Source organism: Dyella marensis, from assembly GCF_900112865.1.
GTDB classification, from domain to species: domain Bacteria; phylum Pseudomonadota; class Gammaproteobacteria; order Xanthomonadales; family Rhodanobacteraceae; genus Dyella_D; species Dyella_D marensis_A.
The window spans coordinates 1-23449 of record NZ_FONH01000008.1; the positions used below are offsets into that span (position 1 = coordinate 1).

22 protein-coding genes are annotated in these 23449 nt (G+C 68.0%); 19 read left to right on the forward strand and 3 right to left on the reverse strand.

The features are described 5' to 3' along the window. The 13 genes from BM172_RS12490 to BM172_RS12550 all read left to right on the forward strand — a co-directional run. The coding region (locus BM172_RS12490; RefSeq protein ID WP_143096517.1) for an NAD-dependent epimerase/dehydratase family protein at window positions 1-455 on the forward strand (455 nt) is incomplete at its 5' end. Next, window positions 452-1405, forward strand: coding sequence for a Gfo/Idh/MocA family oxidoreductase (locus BM172_RS12495; protein ID WP_026635511.1), 954 nt, complete (start codon window positions 452-454; stop codon window positions 1403-1405). The genes BM172_RS12490 and BM172_RS12495, both read left to right, overlap by 4 nt. Window positions 1406-1412: 7 nt before the next feature. Beyond that, window positions 1413-2000 (forward strand): UDP-2-acetamido-3-amino-2,3-dideoxy-D-glucuronate N-acetyltransferase, encoded by a 588-nt coding sequence (wbpD, locus tag BM172_RS12500; RefSeq protein ID WP_026635512.1) that lies wholly within the window; start codon window positions 1413-1415, stop codon window positions 1998-2000. After that, complete coding sequence (locus tag BM172_RS12505; RefSeq protein WP_026635513.1) at window positions 1997-3088, forward strand: DegT/DnrJ/EryC1/StrS family aminotransferase; 1092 nt, start codon at window positions 1997-1999, stop codon at window positions 3086-3088. Before wbpD ends, BM172_RS12505 begins: the two co-directional genes overlap by 4 nt. 6 nt (window positions 3089-3094) lie before the next feature. Next, entirely contained in the window at window positions 3095-3586 is a 492-nt protein-coding gene (locus tag BM172_RS12510; protein ID WP_026635514.1) for an acyltransferase, read from the forward strand. Window positions 3587-3588: 2 nt separating this feature from the next. After that, window positions 3589-4839 carry a glycosyltransferase gene (locus tag BM172_RS12515; RefSeq protein ID WP_051548737.1) on the forward strand — a complete coding sequence of 417 codons (1251 nt, stop codon included), beginning with the start codon at window positions 3589-3591 and terminating at the stop codon, window positions 4837-4839. Further along, a complete protein-coding gene (locus BM172_RS12520; protein ID WP_051548740.1) occupies window positions 4836-6305 on the forward strand; it encodes a lipopolysaccharide biosynthesis protein in 1470 nt (489 codons plus the stop codon). Before BM172_RS12515 ends, BM172_RS12520 begins: the two co-directional genes overlap by 4 nt. After that, window positions 6302-7564, forward strand: a complete 1263-nt coding sequence (locus BM172_RS12525) for a glycosyltransferase (protein WP_026635515.1) — start codon at window positions 6302-6304, stop codon at window positions 7562-7564. The genes BM172_RS12520 and BM172_RS12525 overlap by 4 nt, the downstream gene beginning before the upstream one ends. After that, window positions 7561-8868 carry a hypothetical protein gene (locus tag BM172_RS12530; protein ID WP_026635516.1) on the forward strand — a complete coding sequence of 436 codons (1308 nt, stop codon included), beginning with the start codon at window positions 7561-7563 and terminating at the stop codon, window positions 8866-8868. Before BM172_RS12525 ends, BM172_RS12530 begins: the two co-directional genes overlap by 4 nt. Continuing rightward, window positions 8865-9950: a glycosyltransferase family 4 protein gene (locus BM172_RS12535; protein WP_090423585.1), complete on the forward strand. Its 1086-nt coding sequence runs from the start codon at window positions 8865-8867 to the stop codon at window positions 9948-9950. The genes BM172_RS12530 and BM172_RS12535 overlap by 4 nt, the downstream gene beginning before the upstream one ends. Next, window positions 9950-11917 carry an asparagine synthase (glutamine-hydrolyzing) gene (gene asnB / locus BM172_RS12540; RefSeq protein ID WP_026635518.1) on the forward strand — a complete coding sequence of 656 codons (1968 nt, stop codon included), beginning with the start codon at window positions 9950-9952 and terminating at the stop codon, window positions 11915-11917. The genes BM172_RS12535 and asnB overlap by 1 nt, the downstream gene beginning before the upstream one ends. A gap of 84 nt (window positions 11918-12001) precedes the next feature. Beyond that, window positions 12002-13174 carry a glycosyltransferase family 4 protein gene (locus BM172_RS12545; protein WP_035323467.1) on the forward strand — a complete coding sequence of 391 codons (1173 nt, stop codon included), beginning with the start codon at window positions 12002-12004 and terminating at the stop codon, window positions 13172-13174. Window positions 13175-13399: 225 nt separating this feature from the next. After that, entirely contained in the window at window positions 13400-14842 is a 1443-nt protein-coding gene (locus BM172_RS12550) for a right-handed parallel beta-helix repeat-containing protein (protein WP_026635519.1), read from the forward strand. 71 nt (window positions 14843-14913) lie between these two features. Here the strand turns inward: BM172_RS12550 and BM172_RS12555 are convergent, their stop codons facing one another. Further along, the gene (locus tag BM172_RS12555) at window positions 14914-15654 is read right to left on the reverse strand and encodes a YdcF family protein (protein ID WP_051548743.1); all 741 of its coding nucleotides are present in this window, start codon (window positions 15652-15654) and stop codon (window positions 14914-14916) included. 33 nt (window positions 15655-15687) lie between these two features. After that, window positions 15688-16737, reverse strand: a complete 1050-nt coding sequence (locus BM172_RS12560) for an undecaprenyl/decaprenyl-phosphate alpha-N-acetylglucosaminyl 1-phosphate transferase (protein ID WP_231504207.1) — start codon at window positions 16735-16737, stop codon at window positions 15688-15690. A gap of 348 nt (window positions 16738-17085) precedes the next feature. On the opposite strand from BM172_RS12560, the gene BM172_RS12565 reads away from it, so the two are divergent. The 6 genes from BM172_RS12565 to tpx all read left to right on the forward strand — a co-directional run bounded on the left by BM172_RS12565 (window position 17086) and on the right by tpx (window position 22857). Next, window positions 17086-17406 carry a hypothetical protein gene (locus BM172_RS12565; protein WP_143096518.1) on the forward strand — a complete coding sequence of 107 codons (321 nt, stop codon included), beginning with the start codon at window positions 17086-17088 and terminating at the stop codon, window positions 17404-17406. A gap of 235 nt (window positions 17407-17641) precedes the next feature. After that, the gene (locus BM172_RS12570) at window positions 17642-18664 is read left to right on the forward strand and encodes a polysaccharide biosynthesis/export family protein (protein ID WP_081805182.1); all 1023 of its coding nucleotides are present in this window, start codon (window positions 17642-17644) and stop codon (window positions 18662-18664) included. Window positions 18665-18738: 74 nt separating this feature from the next. Continuing rightward, a complete protein-coding gene (locus BM172_RS12575) occupies window positions 18739-19353 on the forward strand; it encodes a YjbF family lipoprotein (RefSeq protein WP_051548747.1) in 615 nt (204 codons plus the stop codon). Beyond that, window positions 19350-20126, forward strand: coding sequence for a capsule biosynthesis GfcC family protein (locus tag BM172_RS12580; RefSeq protein ID WP_051548749.1), 777 nt, complete (start codon window positions 19350-19352; stop codon window positions 20124-20126). Before BM172_RS12575 ends, BM172_RS12580 begins: the two co-directional genes overlap by 4 nt. After that, entirely contained in the window at window positions 20123-22291 is a 2169-nt protein-coding gene (locus tag BM172_RS12585; RefSeq protein ID WP_231504208.1) for a YjbH domain-containing protein, read from the forward strand. The genes BM172_RS12580 and BM172_RS12585 overlap by 4 nt, the downstream gene beginning before the upstream one ends. A 68-nt stretch (window positions 22292-22359) precedes the next feature. Next, a complete protein-coding gene (tpx, locus tag BM172_RS12590) occupies window positions 22360-22857 on the forward strand; it encodes a thiol peroxidase (protein ID WP_026635524.1) in 498 nt (165 codons plus the stop codon). A 105-nt stretch (window positions 22858-22962) separates the two neighbouring features. Here tpx and BM172_RS12595 read toward each other — a convergent pair whose 3' ends face one another. After that, window positions 22963-23379, reverse strand: a complete 417-nt coding sequence (locus tag BM172_RS12595) for a group III truncated hemoglobin (protein WP_026635525.1) — start codon at window positions 23377-23379, stop codon at window positions 22963-22965. Between the last annotated feature and the right edge of the window lie 70 nt (window positions 23380-23449).

Below are 23449 nucleotides of genomic sequence, written 5' to 3' on the forward strand. Positions count from 1 at the left end.
AGGCGATCCTGGCCGGCGAGCCGATCCGCGTGTTCAACGAAGGCCGGCACAAGCGCAGCTTCACCTACATCGACGACATCGTCGAAGGCGTGGTGCGCGCACTCGATACGGTGCCGGGCAAGGACCCGGCGTGGGATGCCACGCAGCCGGATCCCTCGACCAGCGGCGTGGCGCCGTACCGGCTGTACAACATCGGCAACGAGCAGCCGGTGGAATTGCTGCGCTACATCGAGGTGCTGGAACAGTACCTGGGCCGCAAGGCCACGATGGAACTGCTGCCGCTGCAGGCCGGCGACGTGCCGGAGACGGAGGCGGATGTGTCGAGCCTCGTCGCGGCGGTCGGCTATCGGCCGAAGGTGTCGGTGGAAGAGGGCATTGCGGCATTCGTGGACTGGTATCGAACCTATTACGCCGCCGCGGCCCCCGCCGCGGCCGTCGCAGGAGTCGCTTCATGAAGAACTTCGCTCTGGTCGGCGCCGCCGGCTACATCGCCCCGCGCCACATGCAGGCCATCCGCGACACCGGCAACAAGCTGGTCGCCGCCTATGACCCGAACGATTCGGTCGGCGTGATCGACAGCTATTTCCCCGAGGCCGACTTCTTCACCGAATTCGAGCGCTTCGACCGCCATATCGACAAGATGCGCCGCGCCAGCCATCCGCAGCGCGCGGACTACATGGCGATCTGCTCGCCCAACTATCTGCATGACTCGCATATGCGCTTTGCCCTGCGCTCCGGCGCCGACGCCATCTGCGAGAAGCCGCTGGTACTCAACCCGTGGAATATCGACGGCCTGCGCGAGATCGAGCAGGATACCGGGCGCAGGATCAATACGATCCTGCAGCTGCGCCTGCATCCGGCGATCGTCGCGCTGCGCGATAAGGTGCGCAGCTCCAAGCGCGGCGCCCGGCACGAAGTGGACCTGGCTTACGTGACCTCGCGCGGCCACTGGTACCTGCAGTCCTGGAAGGGCGACACCAAGAAGTCCGGCGGCATCGCCACCAATATCGGCGTGCACTTCTTCGACATGCTGCATTTCATCTTCGGCGAGCTGCAGCAGAACGTGGTGCACCAGCTGTCCGAGACCAAGGCCGGCGGTTATCTCGAATACGAGCATGCCCGCGTGCGCTGGTTCCTCTCGGTGGACGTGGAGGACGTGCCGGCCGCGCAGCGCCTGGCCGGCCAGCGCACCTACCGCTCGATCACCGTGGACGGCGAGGAAATCGAGTTCTCCGGCGGCTTCACCGACCTGCATACGCGCAGCTACCAGGAAATCCTCGCCGGCCGCGGCTTCGGGCTGGAGGAAAACCGCTGCGCGATCACCACCGTTTCCGATATCCGCCACGCCGCCCCGGTCGGCCTGCGCGGCGAATACCACCCGTTCCTCACACGCAATGCCGGCTGAGGCAGTCATGGCCCACTATCAACACTCCAGCGCGATCGTCGACGAAGGCGCCCAGATCGGCGAAGGCTCGCGCGTGTGGCACTTCGTGCATGTCTGCGGCGGCGCGCGCATCGGCAAGGGCGTGTCGCTGGGCCAGAATGTCTTCGTCGGCAACCGGGTCAGCATCGGCGACCACTGCAAGGTGCAGAACAACGTCTCGGTGTACGACAACGTGACGCTGGAAGAGGGCGTGTTCTGCGGCCCCAGCATGGTGTTCACCAATGTCTACAATCCACGCTCGCTGATCGAGCGCAAGGACGAGTACCGCGACACCCTGGTCAAGCGCGGCGCCACCCTCGGCGCCAACTGCACCATCGTCTGCGGCATCACCATCGGCGAGTACGCCTTCGTCGGCGCCGGCGCGGTGGTCACCCAGGACGTGTCGCCCTACGCGCTGATGGTCGGCGTGCCGGCGCGCCAGATCGGCTGGATGAGCGAGTACGGCGAGCAGCTGGACCTGCCGCTCAGCGGCGCGGGCGAGGCGCTGTGCCCGCACACCGGCACGCGCTACGTGCTGCGCGACGGGCGTGTCCGCCGCGAGGAGGTGACCGCGTGATCGACTTCATCGACCTCAAGGCGCAGCAGGCGCGCATCAAGGCGCACATCGACGAAGGCATCCAGCGCGTGCTCGCGCACGGGCAGTTCATCCTCGGTCCCGAGGTGGCGGAACTGGAAGAAAAGCTCGCCGCCTATGTCGGCGCGAAGCATTGCATCAGCTGCGCCAACGGCACCGATGCGCTGCAGATCGCGCTGATGGCGCTGGGCGTGGGCCCCGGCGACGAAGTGATCATGCCCGGCTTCACCTACATCGCCACCGCCGAGACGGCGGCGATCCTGCGTGCGAAGCCGGTGTACGTGGACATCGATCCGCGCACCTTCCTGCTGGACCCGGCGCTGCTGGAAGCGGCCATTACCCCGCGCACCCGCGCGATCGTGCCGGTCTCGCTGTACGGCCAGTGCGTAGACGCCGATGCGATCAACGCGATCGCCGCGCGCCACGGCATTCCGGTGATCGAGGACGCCGCGCAAAGCTTCGGCGCCACCTACAAGGGCCGGCGCTCCGGCCATCTCAGCACCATCGCCTGCACCAGTTTCTTCCCGAGCAAGCCGCTGGGCTGCTATGGCGACGGCGGCGCGATGTTCACCGACGACGATGCGCTGGCCACCGCCATGCGCCAGATCGCGCGGCATGGCCAGGATCGCCGCTACCACCACGTGCGGGTGGGCATGAACAGCCGCCTGGACACGTTGCAGGCGGCAATCCTGCTGCCCAAGCTGGCGATCCTGGACGAGGAGATCAGCCAGCGCCAGCAAGTCGCGGCGGCGTATGCGCGACATCTGGCCGAGGCCGGCGTGGAGCCACCGACGGTCGAGGCGCACAACCTCAGCGTGTATGCGCAGTACACCATCCGCGTGGAGGACCGCGAGGCCGTGCAGGCCCGCTTGAAGGAGGCCGGCGTACCGACCGCGGTGCACTATCCGCTGCCGCTGAACCGCCAGCCCGCCGTGGCGGACGAGAACGCGCAGCTGCCGGTGGGCGACCGGGCCGCGCGCGAAGTGCTCAGCCTGCCCATGCATCCTTATCTGTCCGATGCACAGATCGCCATGGTGGTCGACGGTCTCGCCACGGTGCCGGCGAGGTAAGCGGCCGTGCTCGACTTGCTCGCCCGATGCATCAGCGGCTCAGTGGACTGGGCCCAGCGCCGCAGCCATACGCGGCGCCTGCGCGATTATCCCGGCGTCGCCGCCTCGGCGACGGTGGGGCTGGGCAGCAAGCTGATCGGGCCGCGCGAGAATTTCCGCATCGGCGAGCACAGCTATCTCAACCAGGCGCACCTGTCCTGCGGGCCGGGCTCGCGCGTGGTGATCGGTCGCGGCTGCGCGATCGGCTACAACGTGTCGATCAAGGCGCTGACCCACGATCCGGCCAAGCCGACCACCAATGCGGACGGTCCCCTGCGGCACGTCGAGCGCGATATCGTGATCGGCGACGACTGCTGGATCGGCGACAACGTCTTCATCCGCGACGGCGTGGTGCTGGGCGACCGCATCATCGTCGGTGCCAACTCGGTGGTGACCCGGTCGTTCGCCGGCAACCAGGTCATCGCCGGCATCCCGGCGCGGGTCATCCGGGAGCGCTGACGATGCACGCGCCCGCCCACCGCGACGACATCCACGTGCTGGTCATACCGTCCTGGTATCCGGCCCGGCCCGGCGACATCAGCGGCAGCTTCTTCCGCGAGCAGGCGCTGGCGCTGCACTGGCATGGCTGCCAGCTGGGCGTGATCTATCCACAGCTGCGTTCGCTGCGCCACTGGCGCGGCCTGGCCGGCAGCGAGCGCGGCGTGCGGCGCGAATTCGACCAGGGCATGCCGGTGCTGCGCTCGCCGGGCGTCAATCCGTTTCCGCTGTTCCATGGCGCCGCCTGTCGCTGGTGGGTGCGCCATGGCCTGAAGCTGTACCGGCTGTACGTGGCCGAGTTCGGCCGGCCGGACGTGGTGCACGCCCATGCTTCCCTGTATGGCGGCGCGCTGGCGCGGCAACTGTGGTTGCGCGATGGCGTGCCCTACGTGCTGACCGAGCACAGCTCGATGTATCCGCGCGGCCGGGTGAGCCGTGTGCAGGCACGCATCGCCCGCGAGGCGGCGCGCGATGCACGGCGCCGGTTCGCGGTGAGCGCATCGTTCGGCGCTTTCCTCGAAGGCTATTTCGGAGCCGACGTTGGATCGTGGGAAGTGATGCCGAACATCGTCGACGCCTCGTTCGGCGAGCGTCCGCTGGGCGAGCCGGCCGCCGAAGGCCGCTTTGCCTTCCTCACGGTGGGTGGCCTCAACGAGAACAAAGGCATCCACCTGCTGTTCGAGGCGTTTGCGCGCGGCTTCGCCGACCAGCCGGGTGTGAGCCTGCGCATCGGCGGTCACGGTCCGGAGCGCGCGCGGCTGGAGCGGCTCGCTGTGCAACTTGGCATCGCCGACCGCGTGACCTTCCTGGGCGCGCTGACACGCCAGCAGGTGGCCGAGGAACTGGCCCGCGCGCAGGCACTGGTGCATCCCAGCCGCTACGAAACCTTCGGTGTCGCCATCGTGGAGGCGCTGGCCATGGGCCGGCCGGTGGTGGCCACGCGCTGCGGCGGTCCCGAAGGCATCGTCACCGCACGCGACGGCCTGCTCGTGCCGGTGGACGATATCGAGGCGCTGGCGCGCGCGATGCGCGAACTGCGCGAGCATATCGATCGCTACGACGCGGCCGCCATTCGCCTGGCCTGCCTGGAACGCTTCGGCGAAGGCGCGGTGGTCGCGCGGCTGCGCGACACCTACGAAACAGTGGCGGGGCGCGCGCCGCACCAGGCAAGGGAGCGCGTGGTCGTTCCGCTGCGCCAGGCGGCCGGCCAATGAACAAGAGCAAGCTGCTCGGCTTCGCCCTCGGTCCGCTCGGTTCGGCGGCGATCGGTTTCGTCACGCTGCCGATGCTGGCCTGGTTCTTCAGCGCCGAGGACATCGGCCGCATCGCCATGCTGCAGGTGGCGACCAATTTCGCGGTGATCCTGTTCACCTTCGGGCTGGACCAGAGCTATGCGCGCGAGTACCACGAGACCGCCGACAAGCCGGCGCTGCTGAAGGCGGCGACGCTGCCGGGGCTGGCGACGCTGGCCGTGCTGCTGCTGGCGTTGCTGGCGCTCAAGCCGGGGCTGCTGTCGCAGGCCTTGTTCGCGGTGGACGACGGCACGCTGAGCGCGATCGCGGCCGCTTCGATCCTGGCTACCTTCGTCTCGCGCTTCCTCTCGGTGATCCTGCGCATGGAAGAGAAGGGCTTCGCCTTCTCCATGAGCCAGGTGCTGCCCAAGCTGCTGTTCCTCGCCCTGGTCGTGGCCTATGCGCTGGCGGTGCCCGGGCGCACCTTCCTCATGCTGGTGGCCGCCTACACCGTTTCCATCGTCGCGGTGATGTTCGCCTACGCCTGGAACACCCGCCATGCCTGGGTGCCGGCGCTGGCGGCGCGGCTGGACCGGCGGCGCCTGCGCCACCTGGTTGCGTTCGGTTTCCCGCTGATCTTCGGCGGCGTGGCTTCGTGGGCGCTGATGGCGATGGACCGGGTGTTCCTGCGCCAACTGTCGACGCTGACCGAGCTGGGTGTGTTCTCGGTGGCGGCGAGCATCGCGGCGGCAGCGGGCATCGTCTCCAGCATTTTCTCCACCGTGTGGGCGCCGACCGTGTACCGCTGGGCCGCCGAGGGCGATGCGCAGGCGAAGATCGATGCGGTGACCCATCACTTGCTGGCCGCGGTGGTGCTGATCTTCGTCGCCACCGGCCTGCTGTCCTGGGTGCTGGCGCTGGTGCTGCCGGCGACCTACGACCGCGTGCAATACATCGTCGCGGCCAGCCTGGCGCCGCCGTTGCTGTATGCGCTGTCCGAGTGCGCGGCGGTCGGCATCAGCCTCGCGCGGCGCAGCATGTACTCGATGGCGGCGTCGTTCCTCGCGGCGGCGGCGAATGTCGCCGGAAATTACCTGCTGGTGCCGCGCCTGGGCGCGGGTGGCGCGGCGATCTCCACGGCAGTGTCGTTCCTGCTGTTCCTGGTCGTGCGCACCGAGTTCTCCTGCCGCGTCTGGCGCCCGGTGCCACGCGTGCGCCTTTATCTGGCGACGACCGCAGTGACGGCGCTGGCGGTGGCCTTCGTGCTGTACGGCGAGCGCCATCGCGGCCTGTTCCTTTTGATGTGGGCCGGCCTCGGGCTGCTGTCGCTGGCCTGGTTCCGCTCTTCGCTTTCGCTGGCGGCGCGAGCCTGCGCGAAGGCCATGCAAGGTGTGCGGTTGCGGGCGACGGGTCTGTCGCCGGGACTGCGCAGGAATGGAGTGCAATGAGCAAGGTCAATCTCTTCCTGTTCGCCGCCCATCATGCGACCGGCAACGTCGCGGCGCAGCGCTTCAAGGGCCTGGTGAAATACCTGGACGCGGACCGCTACCGCGTGCACGTGCTCGCGCGCGAGCACGGCGCGGCATCGAACCTGCCGGTGTCGCCCGCGGTGGAAGTGATTCCCTTGCCCGGCCATTGCGTGGGCAGCGAATCGTCGCTGGCGTCGTCGCTGCTGAGCATGGCTTCGGCCTTCGTGCCTTCGCTGCCATTCTCGGCCGCTGCACGAGGCGACGCGGCCACGCGTCCCTGGCTGGTCAATGCGTTGGCCGAAGCGGACCGGCGCTGCAGCGAGCGCCTGGCCGCGGGCGAACGCTGCGTCGCGGTCGGCACGTATTCGCCGATCGATGCCCTGATCGCCGCCGCCAGCCTGGCCTCGCGCCATGGCCTGCCGTGCATCCAGGATTTCCGCGACGGGCTGGTGTTCGAGCCGCTGGGCCGTGCCGGCAGGCTCGCCGACACCGCGCGCCGCCTGATCGAGGCGCGCGTGATCGACGCGGCCAGCCTGGTCACCTCGGTCAGCCCCGCGCTGGTGGAGGATTTCGCGCGCCGCTATCCGGGCAAGCGCGTCGGCCTGCTGCCGAACGGCTTCGATCCGGACGACTTCGCCGCGCACCTGGACGAGGATGCCCAGGAGGCGGCCGCGCTGCTGGCGCGGCAGATTCCGGAAGGCGCGCAGTTGATCGGCCACTTCGGCCGCGTCGGCGCCAGCGATGCTTCCGCGTCGGACAGCCTGGACCGCTTCGTGTCGCTGATGAACGCCATCGAGGACGGCCACGCGCGCCGCCACGTGCTGTTCGTCGGCGAGCTGACCGCGCGCGAGAAGCAATCGCTGGAGCGCGCGCGCTTCGGCGTCACCACGCTCAAGCCGGTGCGGCGCGGCCTGGCATTGCAGCTGATGAAGCGCTGCGACCGCCTGCTGCTGCTCACCGGCAATCGCGTGTGCTGCGCCACCGGCAAGGTGTTCGAGTACCTGGCCTCGGGCGTGCCGGTGGTGTGCGTGTCCGGCGTCGAGAACGCGGCCTCGTCGATCCTGGCCGAGACCGGCGCCGGCCAGACCCTGGTGACGCAAGGCGGCGGCGAGAGCGCCGAAGCCCTGCGCCGGATGATCGCCGCGCCGGCGGAAGGACGCCGCGAGATCGGCGCCTACAGCAAGGTGGCGCAGGCCGGCGTGCTGGATCGCTGGATCGCCGACATGGTGGCCTTATGAATCCGTCCGCGAATCCTTCGATGCATGGCGTGCCCGGCCCGGTGCCGATGAGCGAGCGCAGCATCACGCGCCGGCACCTGTTCCTGCTGGCGGCCATCGGCCTGCTGTTCCTGGCGGTGGTGATCCCCAATTCGCTGCCGGTGCCCACCGCGGCGATGCTCGGCGTGACGGCCGTCCTCGCGCTGCCGGGCTTCCGCTTCGGCCTGGGCTTCAAGAAGCTGCTGGCGCTGTACATGTGCACGGCGATGGTCACGGTGATCTATACCGCCATCGGCTATCTCAACGATGCGCCGCCGGAAGCCGCGGCGCAGATGCTGGTGATCTACATCCTCTCGCCGCTGCTGTGGATGCTGGTGGCGGCAGGCCTGATGCGCGCGCCGGGGCCGCAGCGCCTGGTCGACTGGTTCGCCGTGCTGACCGTGTTCGCCTGCGCCAGCGTGGCCTTGTACTTCTATCTGTACTTCCGCTACGGCGCCGACGCGGTGTCGTTCTTCTTCAAGGGGCAGGCCAACATCAACCTGCAGGGCGGTTTTGCCGGCGCCATCATGCACGTGTACGGCTCGCTGATCTTCCTGGCCGGCGGCTTCTTCAGTTCGCCGGAACTGATCCGCAGCCGCCTGCTGCGCATGGCGGTGCTGGCGATGATCTTCGTCTGCGCGGTGACCTCGGGCCGCTCGGCGCTGATCCTGGCGATTCCGGTGGGCTGGGTGCTGGGCCGCCTGCTGGCCTCGCGCACGGTGGGTTTCCAGCGCAGCCTGCGTTCGCCGCTCACGCGGCTGGTGAAGGTGGGCCTGCCGATGGCGGTGGGCATGGTGGCGGTGGTGATCCTGCTGCAGACCTATACCAGCGTGCGCCTGGACGTGATCTACGACAGCTTCGCCGACAAGCTCAGTTCCGGCGGCGGCAGCTCGCGCGTGGGCATGGCCGGCTCGCTGTTCCAGGGCATCCTCGACAACGGCGGCATCGGCGCCGGCCACGGCAAGGGCGTGAGCTTCGTCAGCAGCGCGGAGTATCCGTGGCGCTACGAGCTGGTCTGGCTGGCCACCATCTATCGCGTCGGCCTGCTCGGCGCGGCGGTGTACGCGTTCCCGTTCCTGGTCTATATCCTGCGCGTGCTGCGCCTGGCCGCGGCCAGGCAGCTGCCACCGCACCACAAGTTCCTGTTCAGCGCCTTCGTGGCCGCGTTCATCGCCTCCAATACCAATCCCTATATCGAAGCGTTCGCGTTCCAGTGGATGTACACCATCCCGCTGGTGGCGCTGTTCGTGGAATTCCCCTCCGGGGTGGAGCGCGTGCCCGCATGAAGCGCCTGAAAGTGATCCTGTTCTCCCGTTATTCCAGGCTGGGGCCGAGCACGCGCCTGCGCAGCCTGCAGTACCTGGAAGAACTGGAGCGTCGCGGCATCGACGTGGACGTGCACGAGCTGTTTCCGGATTCGTACCTGGAAGGTCTGTACGGCGGCAGCCCGCAGGCGACCAAGTACACCGCGTGGCGCTACTACGGCCGGCGCATCGCCGAGCTGCTGCGGCGCGGCGGGCACGACCTGGCCTGGATCGAGGGCGAACTGTTTCCGTACCTGCCGTATGGGCTGGAAGCGATGCTGTCGCTGCATGCGCGGCCCTACGTGGTCGACTATGACGATGCGCTGTTCCACAAGTACGACCTCTCGCCCAGCCCGGTGGTACGCCGCGTGCTGGGCCGCAAGATCGACCGCGTGATGGCGCGCTCGGCCTGCGTGATCGCCGGCAATCCCTATCTGGCCGCGCGCGCCGAGCAGGCGAGGGCCGGCCGGGTGGAGATCATCCCCACGGTGGTGGACCAGCTGCGCTACGACACGGTGGAACATGGCGGCCGCGCGCAGCCGGTGATCGGCTGGATCGGCTCGCCGGCCACCGAGCACTACGCGCTGGACCTGCGCGACGTGCTGCTGGACGTCTGCGCCAACGGCGCCGCGCGCCTGCTGCTGGTCGGTGCGCGGCCGGAAGTGGCGGCGCAGTTCGACGGCGTGGCGGTGGACGTGCTGCCGTGGTCGGAGGAGACCGAGGCCCAGCTGATCGCCAACATGGACGTCGGCATCATGCCGCTGCGCGACGGGCCGTGGGAACGCGGCAAGTGCGGCTACAAGATCATCCAGTACATGGCCTGCGGCCTGCCGGTGGTGGCTTCGCCGGTGGGCGTGAACGCGGACATCGTGCGGCACGGCGACAACGGCTTCCTCGCCTCCAACGACGAGGAATGGCGCCAGGGCCTGCGGCAGCTGATCGGCAGCCCTGAGCTGCGCGCGCGCCAGGGCCGCGCCGGCCGCCATCGCGTGGAAGACCACTACAGCCTGGCCTCGCAGGCTCCGCGCCTGGCGGAAGTGCTGCGCAATGCGGAGGTGCGCTGATGTGCGGCATCGCCGGTCTGTGGATTCCCGCGGGCGCGCCGCGCGAGCGCCTGGAGCGACAGGCGCTGGCCATGACCACCCGGCTGTTGCATCGCGGGCCGGATGACGGCGGCGTGTGGAGCGACGAGGCATCCGGCATCGCGCTGGCGCAGCGTCGCCTGGCCATCATCGATCTTTCGCCGGCGGGGCATCAGCCGATGCACTCGGCCTGCGGGCGCTATGCGGCCGTGTTCAACGGCGAGATCTACAACCATCTGGACCTGCGCGCGCGACTGGCCGCCGAAGGGCAGGCGCCGATGTGGCGCGGCCATTCGGATACCGAGACCCTGGTGGCCTGCATCGCCGCCTGGGGCCTGGAGCCCGCGCTGCAGGCCTGCATCGGCATGTTCGCGCTGGCGTTGTGGGACCGCCGCGAGCGCAGCCTGGCGCTGGCGCGCGACCGCCTGGGCGAGAAGCCGCTGTACTACGGCTGGCAGGGCGATGCGCTGCTGTTCGGCTCCGAGCTGAAGGCATTGAAGGCGTACGAGGGTTTCCGTCCCGACGTGGACCGCGATGCGCTGACCCTGCTGCTGCGGCACAACTGCGTGCCGGCGCCGTACAGCATCTATCGCGGCATCGCCAAGCTGCGGCCCGGCCACGTGCTGCGCCTGCAGGCGGGCGGGCCGCGCGATGCGGAGCCGCAACCATACTGGCGCTACAACGACGTGGTCGCCGCCGGCCTGGCCGAGCCGTTCTTCGGCAGCGACCGGGACGCCATCGATGCACTGGAGACGCAGATCGCACAGAGCGTGCGCGCGCAGATGCTGGCCGACGTGCCGCTCGGCGCCTTCCTGAGCGGCGGCATCGACAGCAGCACCATCGTCGCGCTGATGCAGAAGCAGAGCGGCCGGCCGGTGAAGACCTTCACGATAGGCTTCGGCGAAGACGGCTACGACGAGGCGACCCACGCCAAGGCGGTCGCCGCGCACCTGGGCACCGAGCACACCGAGCTGTACGTGCGGCCCGAGGATGCGCTGGCGGTGATCCCCAAGCTGCCCTCGATGTATTGCGAGCCGTTCGCCGACAGCTCGCAGATTCCGACTTATCTGGTCAGCCAGCTGGCGCGCCGCCACGTCACCGTCGCGCTCAGCGGCGATGCCGGCGACGAACTGTTCGGCGGCTACAACCGTTACCTCGCCGCGCGGCGGGTGTGGGAACGCATGCAACGCCTGCCGTCGTTCGTGCGCCACGCCGCCGCCGGCGCCTTGCGCGCGGTGCCGCCGGCCACCTGGGACCGCTGGTACGAGCGCGCCCGCGTACTGCTGCCCAAGCGCATGCACGTCGCCACGCCCGGCGACAAGGCGCAGAAGCTGGCCGGCGTGCTGGCGCTGTCCAGCGGCGAGCAGTTCTTCCACCAGCTCACCAGCCAGTGGAGCGATCCGGAAAACCTGGTGCAGGGCGCGGCCGAGCCATCGACCCTGCTCACCGATCCGCAGGCCTGGCCGCAGACCGACAGCTTCGAGCACTGGATGATGGCGATGGATGCGCAGGCCTACATGGCCGACGACATCCTGGTGAAGGTCGATCGCGCGGCCATGGCCAACAGCCTGGAAACGCGCGTGCCCTTGCTCGATCCGCGGGTAGTCGCGCTGGCCTGGCGCATGCCGCTGCACCTGAAGATCCGCGACGGCCAGGGCAAGTGGCTGCTGCGCCAGGTGCTGTACCGGCACGTGCCGAAGGAACTGATCGAGCGCCCCAAGCAGGGCTTCGGCGTGCCGCTCGACAGCTGGCTGCGCGGCCCGCTGCGCGACTGGGCGGAAAGCCTGCTCGACGAGGGCCGCCTGCGCCGCGAGGGTTATCTGCGGCATGCGCCGATCCGGCGCGTGTGGAACGAGCATCTGAGCGGCAAGCGCAACTGGCAGCACCAGCTGTGGAACGTGTTGATGTTCCAGGCCTGGCTGGGCGCCGAACAGGGGGAAACGGCATGAACGCGATTGAGCCGCGGAGGCGCACGCGCCGCCTGTGGCGAAGCCGCGCCCACGATCCTTACTCCCTGAGCGGCAAGCCATCCCATGAAGATCGTCCTGTTCGCCAATACCGACTGGTATCTCTACAACTTCCGGCGCTCGCTGGCGCTGGCGCTGCATAAGGCCGGCCACGAGCTGCTGCTGCTTTCGCCGCCGGGTCCGTACGGCGAGAAGCTGCGTGCGCTGGGCCTGCGCTGGGAGCCGGTGCCGATGGAGCGGCGCAGCCTCAATCCGCTGCGCGAGCTGGCGCTGCTGCGTTATCTGACCCGGCTGCTCAAGCGCGAGCGGCCGGCGCTGGTACACGGCTTCACCATCAAGTGCGCTGTCTACGGCTCGCTCGCCGCGCGTCTCGCCGGCGTGCCGGCGCGGGTCAATGCGGTGGCCGGCATGGGCTACGTGTTCACCAGCAATGATCTGAAGGCGCGCGCGCTGCGCCCCGTGGTACGTGCACTGTTGCGGCTGGCGCTGGACGGCGAGGGCGCGCGGCTGATCCTGCAGAACAGCGACGACGTCGCGCTGTTCGAGCGCGCCGGGCTGGTCGATCCGGGGCGCATCCGGCTGGTGCGCGGTTCGGGCGTGGACTGCTGGCGTTTCGTCAAGCGCACGGGCGAGCGTTCGGGCGGGCCGCTGCGCGTGCTGGTCGCGGCGCGTCTGCTGTGGGACAAGGGTCTGGAGGAATACGTGGCGGCGGCGCGCGAGCTGCTGGCCGAAGGCCGGCGCATCGAGTTCCTGCTCGCCGGCACGCCGGATCCCGGCAATCCCGCCGCGGTGCCGGAAGACACCGTGCGCGGCTGGGTCAACGAGGGCGTGGTGAACTGGCTGGGCCACGTCGAGGACATGCCGACCCTGCTCGGCGCGGTCGATGTGGTGGCGCTGCCGAGCTATCGCGAAGGCCTGCCCAAGACGCTGATCGAAGCAGCCGCCTGCGCGCAGCCGCTGATCACCACCGATGTGCCGGGCTGCCGCGAAGTGGTGACCGACGATGTCGACGGCCTGCTGGTGCCGGTGCGCGACGGCAAGGCGCTGGCGCACGCGATCCGCCGCCTGCACGACGATCCCGCGCTGGCGCGCCGGCTCGGCGAGGCGGCGTGGGCCAAGGCGCATGCGGAATTCGACGAGCGCATCGTGATCCGCCGCACCGTGGATGTGTATCGCGAACTGTGCGGACCGCTGGAGATGCCGGCGGAGCAGGTGGCGCGCGAACGGCGCGTCGCCTGAAGTTCTTGCGTCCCGCGGCGCGCCGATCGCAAGGGCGGCGTGCCGATCGTAAGGGCGGCGTGCCGATCGTAAGGGCGGCGTGCCGATCGTAAGGAATGGATTCATGCGCGAGTAAACCCCGCGCGCGCGCGAGCCCATAGACTCGGGCGTTCCGGGGGAAGCCGACCCTAGGCGCATGCCGCGATGGCGTGCGCTCGACAGCGATCCGCTCCGAGGAACACTGACATGCCCGACACGCCGGCCAACGTACTGGACTTCCTGCCCAAGGAAGAACACACGGCGATCCGCGCCGGACGCAGCGGCTACGACTGCACCGCCGGCATCCAGAAGGCCATCGACGGCTCGCGCCGGGTGCTGATTCCCGCGGGCGTCTATCCGGTCAAGCAGTTGAACCTGCGCTCGGGGCTGGAGCTGTACGGCGAGGGCGCCTCCAGCGAGCTGCGTTCCTTCGACGACTCGCTGGCGTCGGAATTCATGCTGGCCACCTACGTGAAGGATGGCGGCACGCCGCGCGTGGCCGACAATATGCGCGACATCCACCTGCACGACCTGAAGCTCAACGGGCGCGTCGGCGAGTTCGGCTACGCGCAGTACTACTACCTGCTGGCGGTGAACGCGACCTCGGACCTGACCGTGGAGCGGATGACCTTCTTCGGCTTCCGCGGCGACGGCATGTACGTCGGCTCGGGCACCAAGTCCAATACCGAGCGCCACAACGAACGCGTCACCGTGCGCGACTGCGTGTTCGACGGCGCGGTGAAGGACAACCGCAACGGGTTGTCGATCATCGACTGCGATACCTTGCTGGTGGAGAACTGCACGTTCCGCAATATCGGCAACGCCAAGCTGTCGCGCTCGGTCGGCGGCATCGATTTCGAGCCGGACCACGACTTCAGCGTGTACCGCAATGTGATCATCCGGCGCTGCAACTTCGTCGATATCGATACGGTGAACACCGCCGGCATCACCTTCTTCAACGGGCACCAGAAGGGCGGCAACATCGGTAACTGGCAGGTGCTCGACTGCCAGTTCCGCAACTGCTACTGGGGCATCGACAGCTCCACGCGGCCGAAGACGGCGGCGGACATGCCGGACAACCTCACCGTGCGCAACTGCCATTTCCTCAATTCCGTGCGCACGGACCTGGCGATCAAGGGCCTGAGCGGTGCGCGCGTGATGGGCTGCATCTTCGAGCGCTCGCCGCCCGGCAATGGTCCCGGCGGCGATGCGATCCGGCTCGGCGACATGGCCTCCGCGCGCAGCCGCAACGCGGTGAACGCGGTGATCACCGGCAATACCTTCATCGGCATCCGGCCGCAGATGGGCGCGATCGGCGTGCTCGGCGTGAGCGGGCTGGTGGTGGCCGGCAATACCTTCAGCGATATCTACGGCACCTGCATCAACTTCTCCGAGGACGAGTCGGCCGACAGTGCGCGGCATATCGACTCGGTGGTGATCTCGGGGAATACGATCCGGCGCACGCGCACCATCGCCTCCGGCCGGCCGGTGCCGATGGCCTTCCTCAGCACCGGCAAGAAGCTGCAGATCAGCAAGGGCGACGTTCGGCTGGATGCGCAGTCGTTCGAGTACGACAACCAGGTCGATGCCGGCGTGCCGCGCGTAGCGAATGGCGCGGCGGTGGAATTCGGCGGCAAGCTGCGCGACTGACGTAGGTTGGGGTGATAACCCCAACATTGCGTTGCGCATAAGGGCAGCCATGTTGGGGTTATCACCCCAACCTACGCCCAGCCGCGCAGCCGGTAGACCCACAGGCCGATGTACTCGTGCAGGATGTGCGAGGTCTCGAACAGGACCGCGCGACGCGGTTGCCAGCCGTTGCCCGGCGCACGCACGGAAGGCGGCAGGGCGGGCGCGGGAATCACGTGCAGGCCCTGCTTCTCGAAGCTCGCTGCCGCGCGTGGCATATGTGCAGGCGAGGTCACCAGCAGCACGGTGTGCGCGCCGTCGTTGCGCAGCAGTGCCGCGCAGTTGCGCGCGTTCTCGTAGGTGGTAAGGCTGGCGCTCTCCAGGCGTACCGCCGCCGGGGGTACGCCCTGGCGCTCCAGCATCGCCGCCATGCGCCGCGCATCGCCGGCGCCTGACAGGAGCACTGCCGGAGCGCGATCCGCGTGGAACAGCAGGTAGCCGAAGCCCACGCGGCTGTTGGCGATGGCGTCGCCGCCTTCGTCGCGCCAGCTTTCCTTCTCGTCGGCGAGCGCCTCGCCGCCCAGCACGACGATGGCGTCGGCCTTGGGATAGTCCGCGGCCGGTTGCATGGCGTACTGGCCTTCCAGCCAGCGCTGCAGGCCATGCGCAAAGACCGGCGTCGCGCACAGCAGCAGCCACAGCGGTGCGATCGCGGCGACGCCGAGGCCGAGGCGGTAACGCCGGAACAGCAGAAACAGCAGCGCGATCGCGCCAAGCAGCCACGCCTGTACGTAGGGGTGGCTGATGCTCAGGTTGACCAGTCGGTCAAGCACGGCGTGGCGGAAGCATGGCGCTTCCGCATCCCGTCACTGCCCGCGCTGCTGCACCGCCTGGCTCGCGGCGATGGTGGAGCGGCGCGTGGTGCACACGATGTAGGTCAGCAGCAGCAGGCCGAACAGGCCCAGGCTGGCCAGCTGGCCGTAGTCGTGGATGAGATGGCCGATGAAGGCCAGCAGGATCGAGGCGATCACCAGCACCACCAGGGTCATGCGCGGGCTCAGGCCGGTGCGCAGCAGGATGTGGTGGATATGGCCGCGGTCGGGCTTGAACGGCGACTGGTGGTTGCGCATGCGGCGGCACATCACCGCCAGCGTGTCCAGCGCGGGCAGGGCCACGCACCACAGCACGTCGGTGGGCAGCAGGTCGGAGCCGGGGCTCTGGCTAAGGTCGATCAGCGCCCAGCCGAGCAGATAACCCAGCACGGTGCTGCCGGCGTCGCCCATGAAGATTTTGCGGCCGAACAGGCCGAGGTTGGTGGCGAGATAGGGAATCATCGCCGCGCCGAGCATGGCGATCAGAACCGTGACGCCCGGCGTGACGCCGCTGTGATGGAACGCGAAGATCGAGCCGATGCCGACCAGGCCCATGCTGCCGGACAGGCCATCGATGCCATCCATCATGTTGAACGCGTTGAGCAGTCCGATCACGGCGATCAGCGTCACCGGAATGCCGAGCGGGCCCAGCTGAAGCTGAACGCCGTTGAGCGTGCCGAGCGAACGGATATAGACGTCTGTACTGCCAATCATCACGAACACGGCCAGCGTCTGAACGATGAGCCGCGTACGCACGCTCAGCTCGTGGCGGTCGTCGAGCGAACCCATGATGGTGAGGCCGGCCGCAGTGGTCAGCAGCATGCGGCTCATCTGGGTGGCATCGCCGTACCACCAGGCGCCGACGAACACGCCGCAGAACATCGCCAGGCCGCCTACCAGGGGCACGCTGCCTTTGTGCTGCTTGCGGTCGTTGGGGCGGTCCAGCAGGCCCAGCGGCTCTGCCAGGCGGCGCAGAAGGACAATCGCCACCGCAGAGGTGAACAAGGCCGCAGCGCAGGCGAGCATCGTTCTTGTGTCGTGCATATCGCGGCTTCCTCGGGGCAATCCAGTGGGGATGGCTCGCGTCGAATGGAGCGTCACGCGTCGCCTATCATCGCTCGCTTCTGCGAAGCGGGGATGACAAGAAGCTGATCGAGTGATTCGCAAGATGAAAATCTTGAGCGACATCACGAACCCGCAACGAAGATGATCCATACGTGTGAATGATCTTCGCGGGGAAGGGCAACTCTAAGCGATGTAAGTGAACGTCTAGTGGATTTTTCTCAAGTCGGGTTGGTGTTGGTTCAGTCATCCACGCACGAACGACGCTACAGTCCAGTCGCTTCACACCCCGCATCTCCGCCATCACGCGACGCACCGAAGAGGATGCTCATGAAACTTCTTGCCGCTTCCATTGCAGTGACGACCACCCTGCTCATCGCCGGCACCGCATTCGCGCAGCAAGCGCAGAACGCACAGCAGCAGCCGACCACCGTGAATCAGATGATTCAGCAGCAGCAGGTCAAGCCGGCCACGCCAGCGCAGCTGATCTCGCCCAAGAGCGCCAAGGGCGCCGCGCACGGCAACATGAAGGCCAATCACCAGGGTGCAGGCGCGGCGGCCGCAGCGGCCGTTGCAGGCACCGGTGGCACGGGTACGGGCGGCACCGGTACCGGTGGCACCGGCACCACGGGCACCACCGGCACGCATTGATCGGTTCTTAACGACGCGTTCGCAGAAGCGGGCGCGTCGCGAGGCCTGATGTCCATGATGGACGCCAGGCCCAGCATGTCTCACGTCATCGGTAGGGGGCCGAGGATCCAAGTCCGCCGCATGCGCCGGCGTTCGCGATTATCGAAGGGCTCTACGGATGAACAAGCGACGGGCATTGTTGTTGGCGTGTGCCGCCCTGACCCTGCATGGCTGTATCTGGGCTCCGGGCCAGCACATGAGCGCGACTGACTTCTCGCGCCAGGGTTCCATCGATGCGGCACGCTATCAACTCGTGCCGATCACGCCGAAGCTGCTGGCGATGGACAAGGCATCCAATCCGCTGGCCACCCTTCCCGACGAGTTGCGCAGCTATCAGCCGGAGCCTTACCGCATCGGCATCGGCGACTCGCTCTACATCACCGTGTGGGATCACCCCGAACTGACTTCGCCCGCGGGCTCGCAGCAGCTGCCCAGCGCGAACGGTCGCGTGGTGCGCGCGGACGGCACGCTGTTCTATCCCTACATCGGCGTGCTCAAGGCGTCGGGCAAGACGGTGGAGGAACTGCGCACCGAGATCTCCCATCGCCTTGCCAAGTACGTGCAGGATCCGCAGGTCGACATGAGCGTGATCAGCTACGGCGCACAGCGCATCACCATGCGCGGCGCCTTCGTCAAGACCGATCCGCTGCCGGTGACGGTAACGCCGGTGAGCCTCGCGCAGGCGATCGGTACGGCGCAGGTCAACACCGATCAGGCCGATCTTTCCGGCCTGGTGCTGTCGCGCGATGGGCACGACTACCATCTGGATCTCGATGCGCTCACGCGTAATCACCAGCTTGCCGACATCTGGCTCAAGCCCGGCGACCAGATCTTCCTGCCGTACGGGGATCGCAAGGAAGTCTATGTGGTGGGCGAGGTGCAGCGTCCCGCGGCATTCCCCTTCAAGACCAGCGACATGAGCCTGACCCAGGCGCTGGGCAAGGCCGGTGGCCTCAACGAGACCACCTCCAAAGGCAATGCGGTCTATGTGATCCGCGGCGTGGAAGACATGGAGAAGTCGCCCGCCACGATCTATCAGCTCGACGCGAAATCGCCCGCGGCGTTCGCGATGGCGTCGCAGTTCTCCGTGCATCCGGGCGACGTGGTGTTCGTGGGCCCGGCGGGCGTGACGCGCTGGAACCGGTTCCTCTCTCAGCTGCTCCCGCTGTCGGGCATCGTGACCAACGCGGCTTCGGCTAAGAACGACCTCACCAATTGAGGTACGCAGGCATGACGAGCTTCCCGTGGCGAGCTTCGCTCCGCCTCGCGGCCCTGGCGGCTGCGAGTTGGGCCGTGGCCGGCTGCACGGCGGTGTCGCTGGGAAGCATCGACACGATTCGCAATGCGGTACGCGGCGATCCCGACGTGCATCCCACCGCCGCCACCGTTGCGGCCGAGCCGTATTACCAGCTGGAAGTCGAATCGTCGAGCGGCAGCGCGATCCTGCTGCTGGCGAGCGTGCAGGGCGACCTGCAGGGCTGGTACGGACATGACGGACAGGCGGTATTCCTTCGCCATGGCGTGCTGGTGAGGACGATCGGCCTGGATGCCAATCTCGATCATGTGGCTTTCGACGGCGGCGATCCGTTCGCCACCGGCTTGCAGCATGTACAGGCGGCGACGGAATACCGCCGCGTGCTGGACTGGTCGCCGGGCTATCGCTATGGCATCAACGCCGTGGCGCACCTGGAGCCGAAGGAACTCGAGAACGTGGAGATCCTGGGCCAGGTGCATCGTCTGCGCCGCTACGACGAACGCGTACGCGCGGACGGCGCGGGCTTCGACGTGACCAATCGCTACTGGGTCGATCCCGCCGACGGCTTCATCTGGAAGAGCCGGCAGCATGTGGCGCCTGGCCAGACGCTGGAGCTGATCCAGCTGCGCCCCTACCGCGAGGCGCGAACGTGAGGGTCGCCCGCCTGCTCGGATGGCTGGTTTGTCTCGCCTGGCCGATCCACGCGATGGCGGTGTCCGTCAGCGTTTCCGGCCAGGTCGAGCGGCCGGGCATGCAGAGCCTGCAAGGCAATGCGCGGCTGGCCGATGCCGCCGCGGCGGCACAGGTGAAGTTCGAGTCCTACGTGCTCGGCGCGAGCTGGACGCAGCGGTCCAGGCAGCTCGAACAGAAGCGCCTGCAAGCGGGCCTGCTGTATGAGCTGGGTGCGGTCGCCGACCAGGCCACGCGCGACGGCAATGCCCCGCTGGCGGCATTGAGTGTGCAATTGCGCCAATGGCTGCAGTCCATGCCGGTCACCGGGCGCCATGTGGCGCGCACGCTCGATCCCGGCGCGCTGGCCGCCAACGATGCGGACAATCTGCCGCTGGAAGACGGTGACACGCTGAGCTATCCGCGGCGGCCATCGACGGTGCGCGTGGTGGGCGCCGTGCAGAAACCGTGCGAGCTGTCGCACGTGGCGCTGCAGGACGCGCGCGAGTACGTCAGGGCCTGCGCCACGCAGATGGCCGATCGCGATGTCCTGTACGTGATTCAGCCGGACGGGCAGGTGTCCGAACTGGGCATCGCGCTGTGGAACGAAAGCCCGCCGATGGTGCTGGCGCCGGGTGCGATCGTCTATGTGCCGCTCGATCGCCGCCTCGTCGCCGGCGCCGCCGACAGCGTGTTCAATCGCGAGCTGGCGGACTTCATCGCCACGCAGCCGCTCGACGGCGGGGTGGCGCCGTGATCGCGCGTTTGGGCTGGCGCAGCGGGCGCATGATGTGGCCCGCGACCCTGCTGCTGTCGCAATGCATCGTCGGCGTGCTGCATGCGCAGTCGGCGCCGGGTTATACGCGCAACGACTACGGCGAAGTCGGCCTGATGCAGACGCCGACGGCGCGCATGGCCGACGAAGGCGAGCTGGCGTTCACCGCGTCGCGCACCTATCCCTACACCGACTACAACCTGTCGCTGCAGCCGCTGCCCTGGATCGAAGGCACCTTCCGCTACTCGTCGGTGAGCAACCGCCTGTACGGTCCGACGGGCCTGAGCGGACACCAGAGCTACAAAGACAAATCGATCGACCTGAAGCTGCGCCTGTGGGACGAGACCCGCTGGCGGCCCGCGGTCGCGGTGGGTGGGCGCGATATCGGCGGCACCGGCCTGTTCGGCAGCGAATACGTGGTGGCGAGCAAGCGCTTCGGTCCGGTCGACGTCACCGCCGGCTTGGCCTGGGGCAACATGGGCTCGCGCGGCGACATCAAGAGCCCGCTGGGCTGGGCCTGGAGCGGCTTCGACAATCGCGCCGGCAACACCAACCAGCAGGGCGGCGAGTTCAATACGCTGCGCTACTTCCGCGGACCGGCGGCTTTCATCGGCGGCATCGAGTACCAGACGCCGCTGGACAAGCTGCGCATCAAGGTCGAGCTGGACGGCAACAACTACAAGCACGAGGGCCTGGGCAACGTCTTCCGGCAGCGTTCGCCGATCAATGTCGCGGCGCTGTACCGGTTCAACGACAACGTCGACTTTTCCCTGGGGTACGAGCGTGGCGACAAGATCATGGCCACGCTCACCCTGCATACCAACCTGGCGCGCCATGCCGAGCCGCGCAAGACCGACGATCCGCCGCCCGAGCCGGTGCGCGGCCTGGCCGCCACGCCGGATCCGCCGCAAGGCGCCGCCGCGCTGCCGCGCAAGGCGCCGGACCAGGTCGACTGGGACGAGCTGAGCAAGGCCCTGGGCGCCAACGCCGGCATCGACGTCAGCAGCATCGGCCGGCGCGGTTCCGAGCTGGTGGTGCACGGCGAGCCGCGTGCGTACTTCTATCCCAGCCGTGCGCTGGGGCGTGCGTCGCGCATCCTCGACAACCGCGTGGACCAGAGTATCGACTGGTTCACGGTGGCGGAAGAGAACTATGGGCTGCCGCTGGACGAGCAGAGCATCCATCGGCCGCGCTTCATCGATGCGCTCGACCACCGCATCGACATGCAGGAGCTGCGCCGCAGCGCCGAACAGAACGCGCCGGGGCAACAGGAGGAGCAGACGCTCTACACCAAGCCGCCCAAGCGCTTCGACGGCGGCGTCTCGCTGGGTTACCAGCAGAGCCTGGGTGGGCCCAATGCGTTTGTGCTGTACCAGTTCTCGCTCAATGGCGCGGCCACCTATCGCTTCAATCGCAACCTCTGGTGGGATGGCGTGGTGAGCGTCAACCTGCTCAACAACTACGACAAGTTCACCTATACCGCGCCCAGCCTGCTGCCGCGCGTGCGCACCGATATCCGCCAGTACCTGACCACCTCCGACGTGACCATGCCGAACTTCCAGCTCACCGGCACCAAGGTGCTGGCGCCGGATGTGTTCGGCATGGCCTATGGCGGCATGCTCGAGTCGATGTATGCCGGCGTCGGCGGCGAGGTGCTGTATCGCCCCTACGGCGAGCGCTGGGCCTTCGGCGTGGACATGAACTGGGTGCGCCAGCGCGGGTTCCGCCAGGATTTCGCGCTGCGCGGCTACAAGACCGTGACGGGCAACGCCACGCTGTACTACAAGACCGGTTTCCACGACGTCACCATCGCCGCCAGCGTCGGCCGCTATCTGGCCAAGGACTATGGCGTGACGTTGGACATCTCGCGCGAGTTCGACAACGGCGTGCGGATGGGCGCATACGCCACCATCACCAACAAGTCCGGCACCCAGACCGGCGAGGGCAGTTTCGACAAGGGCGTGTACTTCTCGATCCCCTTCGATCTGCTGCTGCCGCATTCCAGCCGCGCCCGCGCCAACTTCATGTGGGAGCCGCTGCTGCGCGACGGCGGCGCGCGGCTCTATCGCCGCTATACCCTCTACGACATGACCAGCGACCGCGACAGCGAGCTGTTCGAAAAGAACCTGGAGAAGGCCCTGGATTGATGCGGCCGTGGATGCGGCGCGCCGCCGCGTGGTTTACTTGGCGACCCATTCATCCCAGGAGATCCCGCATGTCCACGGTCACGCTCAAAGGCAATCCGGTCCAGGTCGACGGCCGCTTCCCGGCGCTCGGCAGCAAGGCGCCGGCGTTCACGCTGGTCGCCAAGGACCTGTCCAACGTCGCGCTGTCGTCCTTCGCCGGCAAGCGCAAGGTGCTCAACATCTTCCCCAGTATCGACACGCCCACCTGCGCCACCTCGGTGCGCCGCTTCAACGAACAGGCCGCATCGCTCAAGGATGCCGTGGTGCTGTGCATCTCCGCCGACCTGCCGTTCGCGCAGGCACGCTTCTGCGGCGCCGAGGGCCTGGACAACGTGGTGACGCTGTCGACCCTGCGCGGTGGCGAATTCCTGCGCGACTACGGCGTGGCACTTGCCTCAGGCCCGCTGGCCGGCCTGGCCGCGCGCGCGGTGGTGGTGCTGGACCAGAACGACAAGGTGCTGCACGCCGAGATGGTGAGCGAGATCGCGCACGAGCCGGATTACGACGCGGCGTTGAAGGTCTTGTAAGGCGTAGGTTGGGGTGAGCCGAAGGCGAACCCCAGCATCGGCATATCGATGCGCCTCGCATCGTTGGGGTTCGCCTTCGGCTCACCCCAACCTACGCCGGTGCGTTTACTGGTTGACGATCGGAATGCCGAGCGGCCGCGCCCCGCGGCGTTCCGACAAACCCAACCCCATGCGCAGGCTGCTGCCGATGCGTTCGGCGTAGCCGATCATCCGCACGGCGGGCGCCTCCTCGAACAGCTCCCGCACCGTCTCGCGCCACAGTTCCAGCCAGCGCTCGAAATGCTCGCCACGGATCGGCTGCGCGCGATGCACGGACATCGGCGAACCGCGATAGCTCTGCTTACCCAGCGCCACCGACGACCAGAACGACACCAGCGTGTGCTTGTGCTCGTCCCAGTCGTGCACGGCGTCGTTGAAGATTGGCCCCAGCGCCGGGTCGGCGCGGACCTTGTCGTAGAAGCGGTCGACCACGGTGGCGAGGCTGCGTTCGTCGATGGAGGCGGAGCGTTCCATGGTGCCCATGATAGGGCGCCGCCTTGCCGACGGCGGTGCGGCAAGTCGACGCAAAGAAAAAGCCGGGCAGGGCCCGGCT

Coding starts and splice junctions, on each gene's coding strand:
- BM172_RS12495 (WP_026635511.1), top strand. CDS start 452: ATGAAGAACTTCGCTCTGGTCGGCGCCGCCGGCTACATCGCCCCGCGC.
- wbpD (WP_026635512.1), top strand. CDS start 1,413: ATGGCCCACTATCAACACTCCAGCGCGATCGTCGACGAAGGCGCCCAG.
- BM172_RS12515 (WP_051548737.1), top strand. CDS start 3,589: ATGCACGCGCCCGCCCACCGCGACGACATCCACGTGCTGGTCATACCG.
- BM172_RS12520 (WP_051548740.1), top strand. CDS start 4,836: ATGAACAAGAGCAAGCTGCTCGGCTTCGCCCTCGGTCCGCTCGGTTCG.
- BM172_RS12525 (WP_026635515.1), top strand. CDS start 6,302: ATGAGCAAGGTCAATCTCTTCCTGTTCGCCGCCCATCATGCGACCGGC.
- BM172_RS12530 (WP_026635516.1), top strand. CDS start 7,561: ATGAATCCGTCCGCGAATCCTTCGATGCATGGCGTGCCCGGCCCGGTG.
- BM172_RS12535 (WP_090423585.1), top strand. CDS start 8,865: ATGAAGCGCCTGAAAGTGATCCTGTTCTCCCGTTATTCCAGGCTGGGG.
- asnB (WP_026635518.1), top strand. CDS start 9,950: ATGTGCGGCATCGCCGGTCTGTGGATTCCCGCGGGCGCGCCGCGCGAG.
- BM172_RS12545 (WP_035323467.1), top strand. CDS start 12,002: ATGAAGATCGTCCTGTTCGCCAATACCGACTGGTATCTCTACAACTTC.
- BM172_RS12550 (WP_026635519.1), top strand. CDS start 13,400: ATGCCCGACACGCCGGCCAACGTACTGGACTTCCTGCCCAAGGAAGAA.
- BM172_RS12560 (WP_231504207.1), bottom strand. CDS start 16,737: ATGCACGACACAAGAACGATGCTCGCCTGCGCTGCGGCCTTGTTCACC.
- BM172_RS12565 (WP_143096518.1), top strand. CDS start 17,086: ATGAAACTTCTTGCCGCTTCCATTGCAGTGACGACCACCCTGCTCATC.
- BM172_RS12570 (WP_081805182.1), top strand. CDS start 17,642: ATGAGCGCGACTGACTTCTCGCGCCAGGGTTCCATCGATGCGGCACGC.
- tpx (WP_026635524.1), top strand. CDS start 22,360: ATGTCCACGGTCACGCTCAAAGGCAATCCGGTCCAGGTCGACGGCCGC.
- BM172_RS12595 (WP_026635525.1), bottom strand. CDS start 23,379: ATGGGCACCATGGAACGCTCCGCCTCCATCGACGAACGCAGCCTCGCC.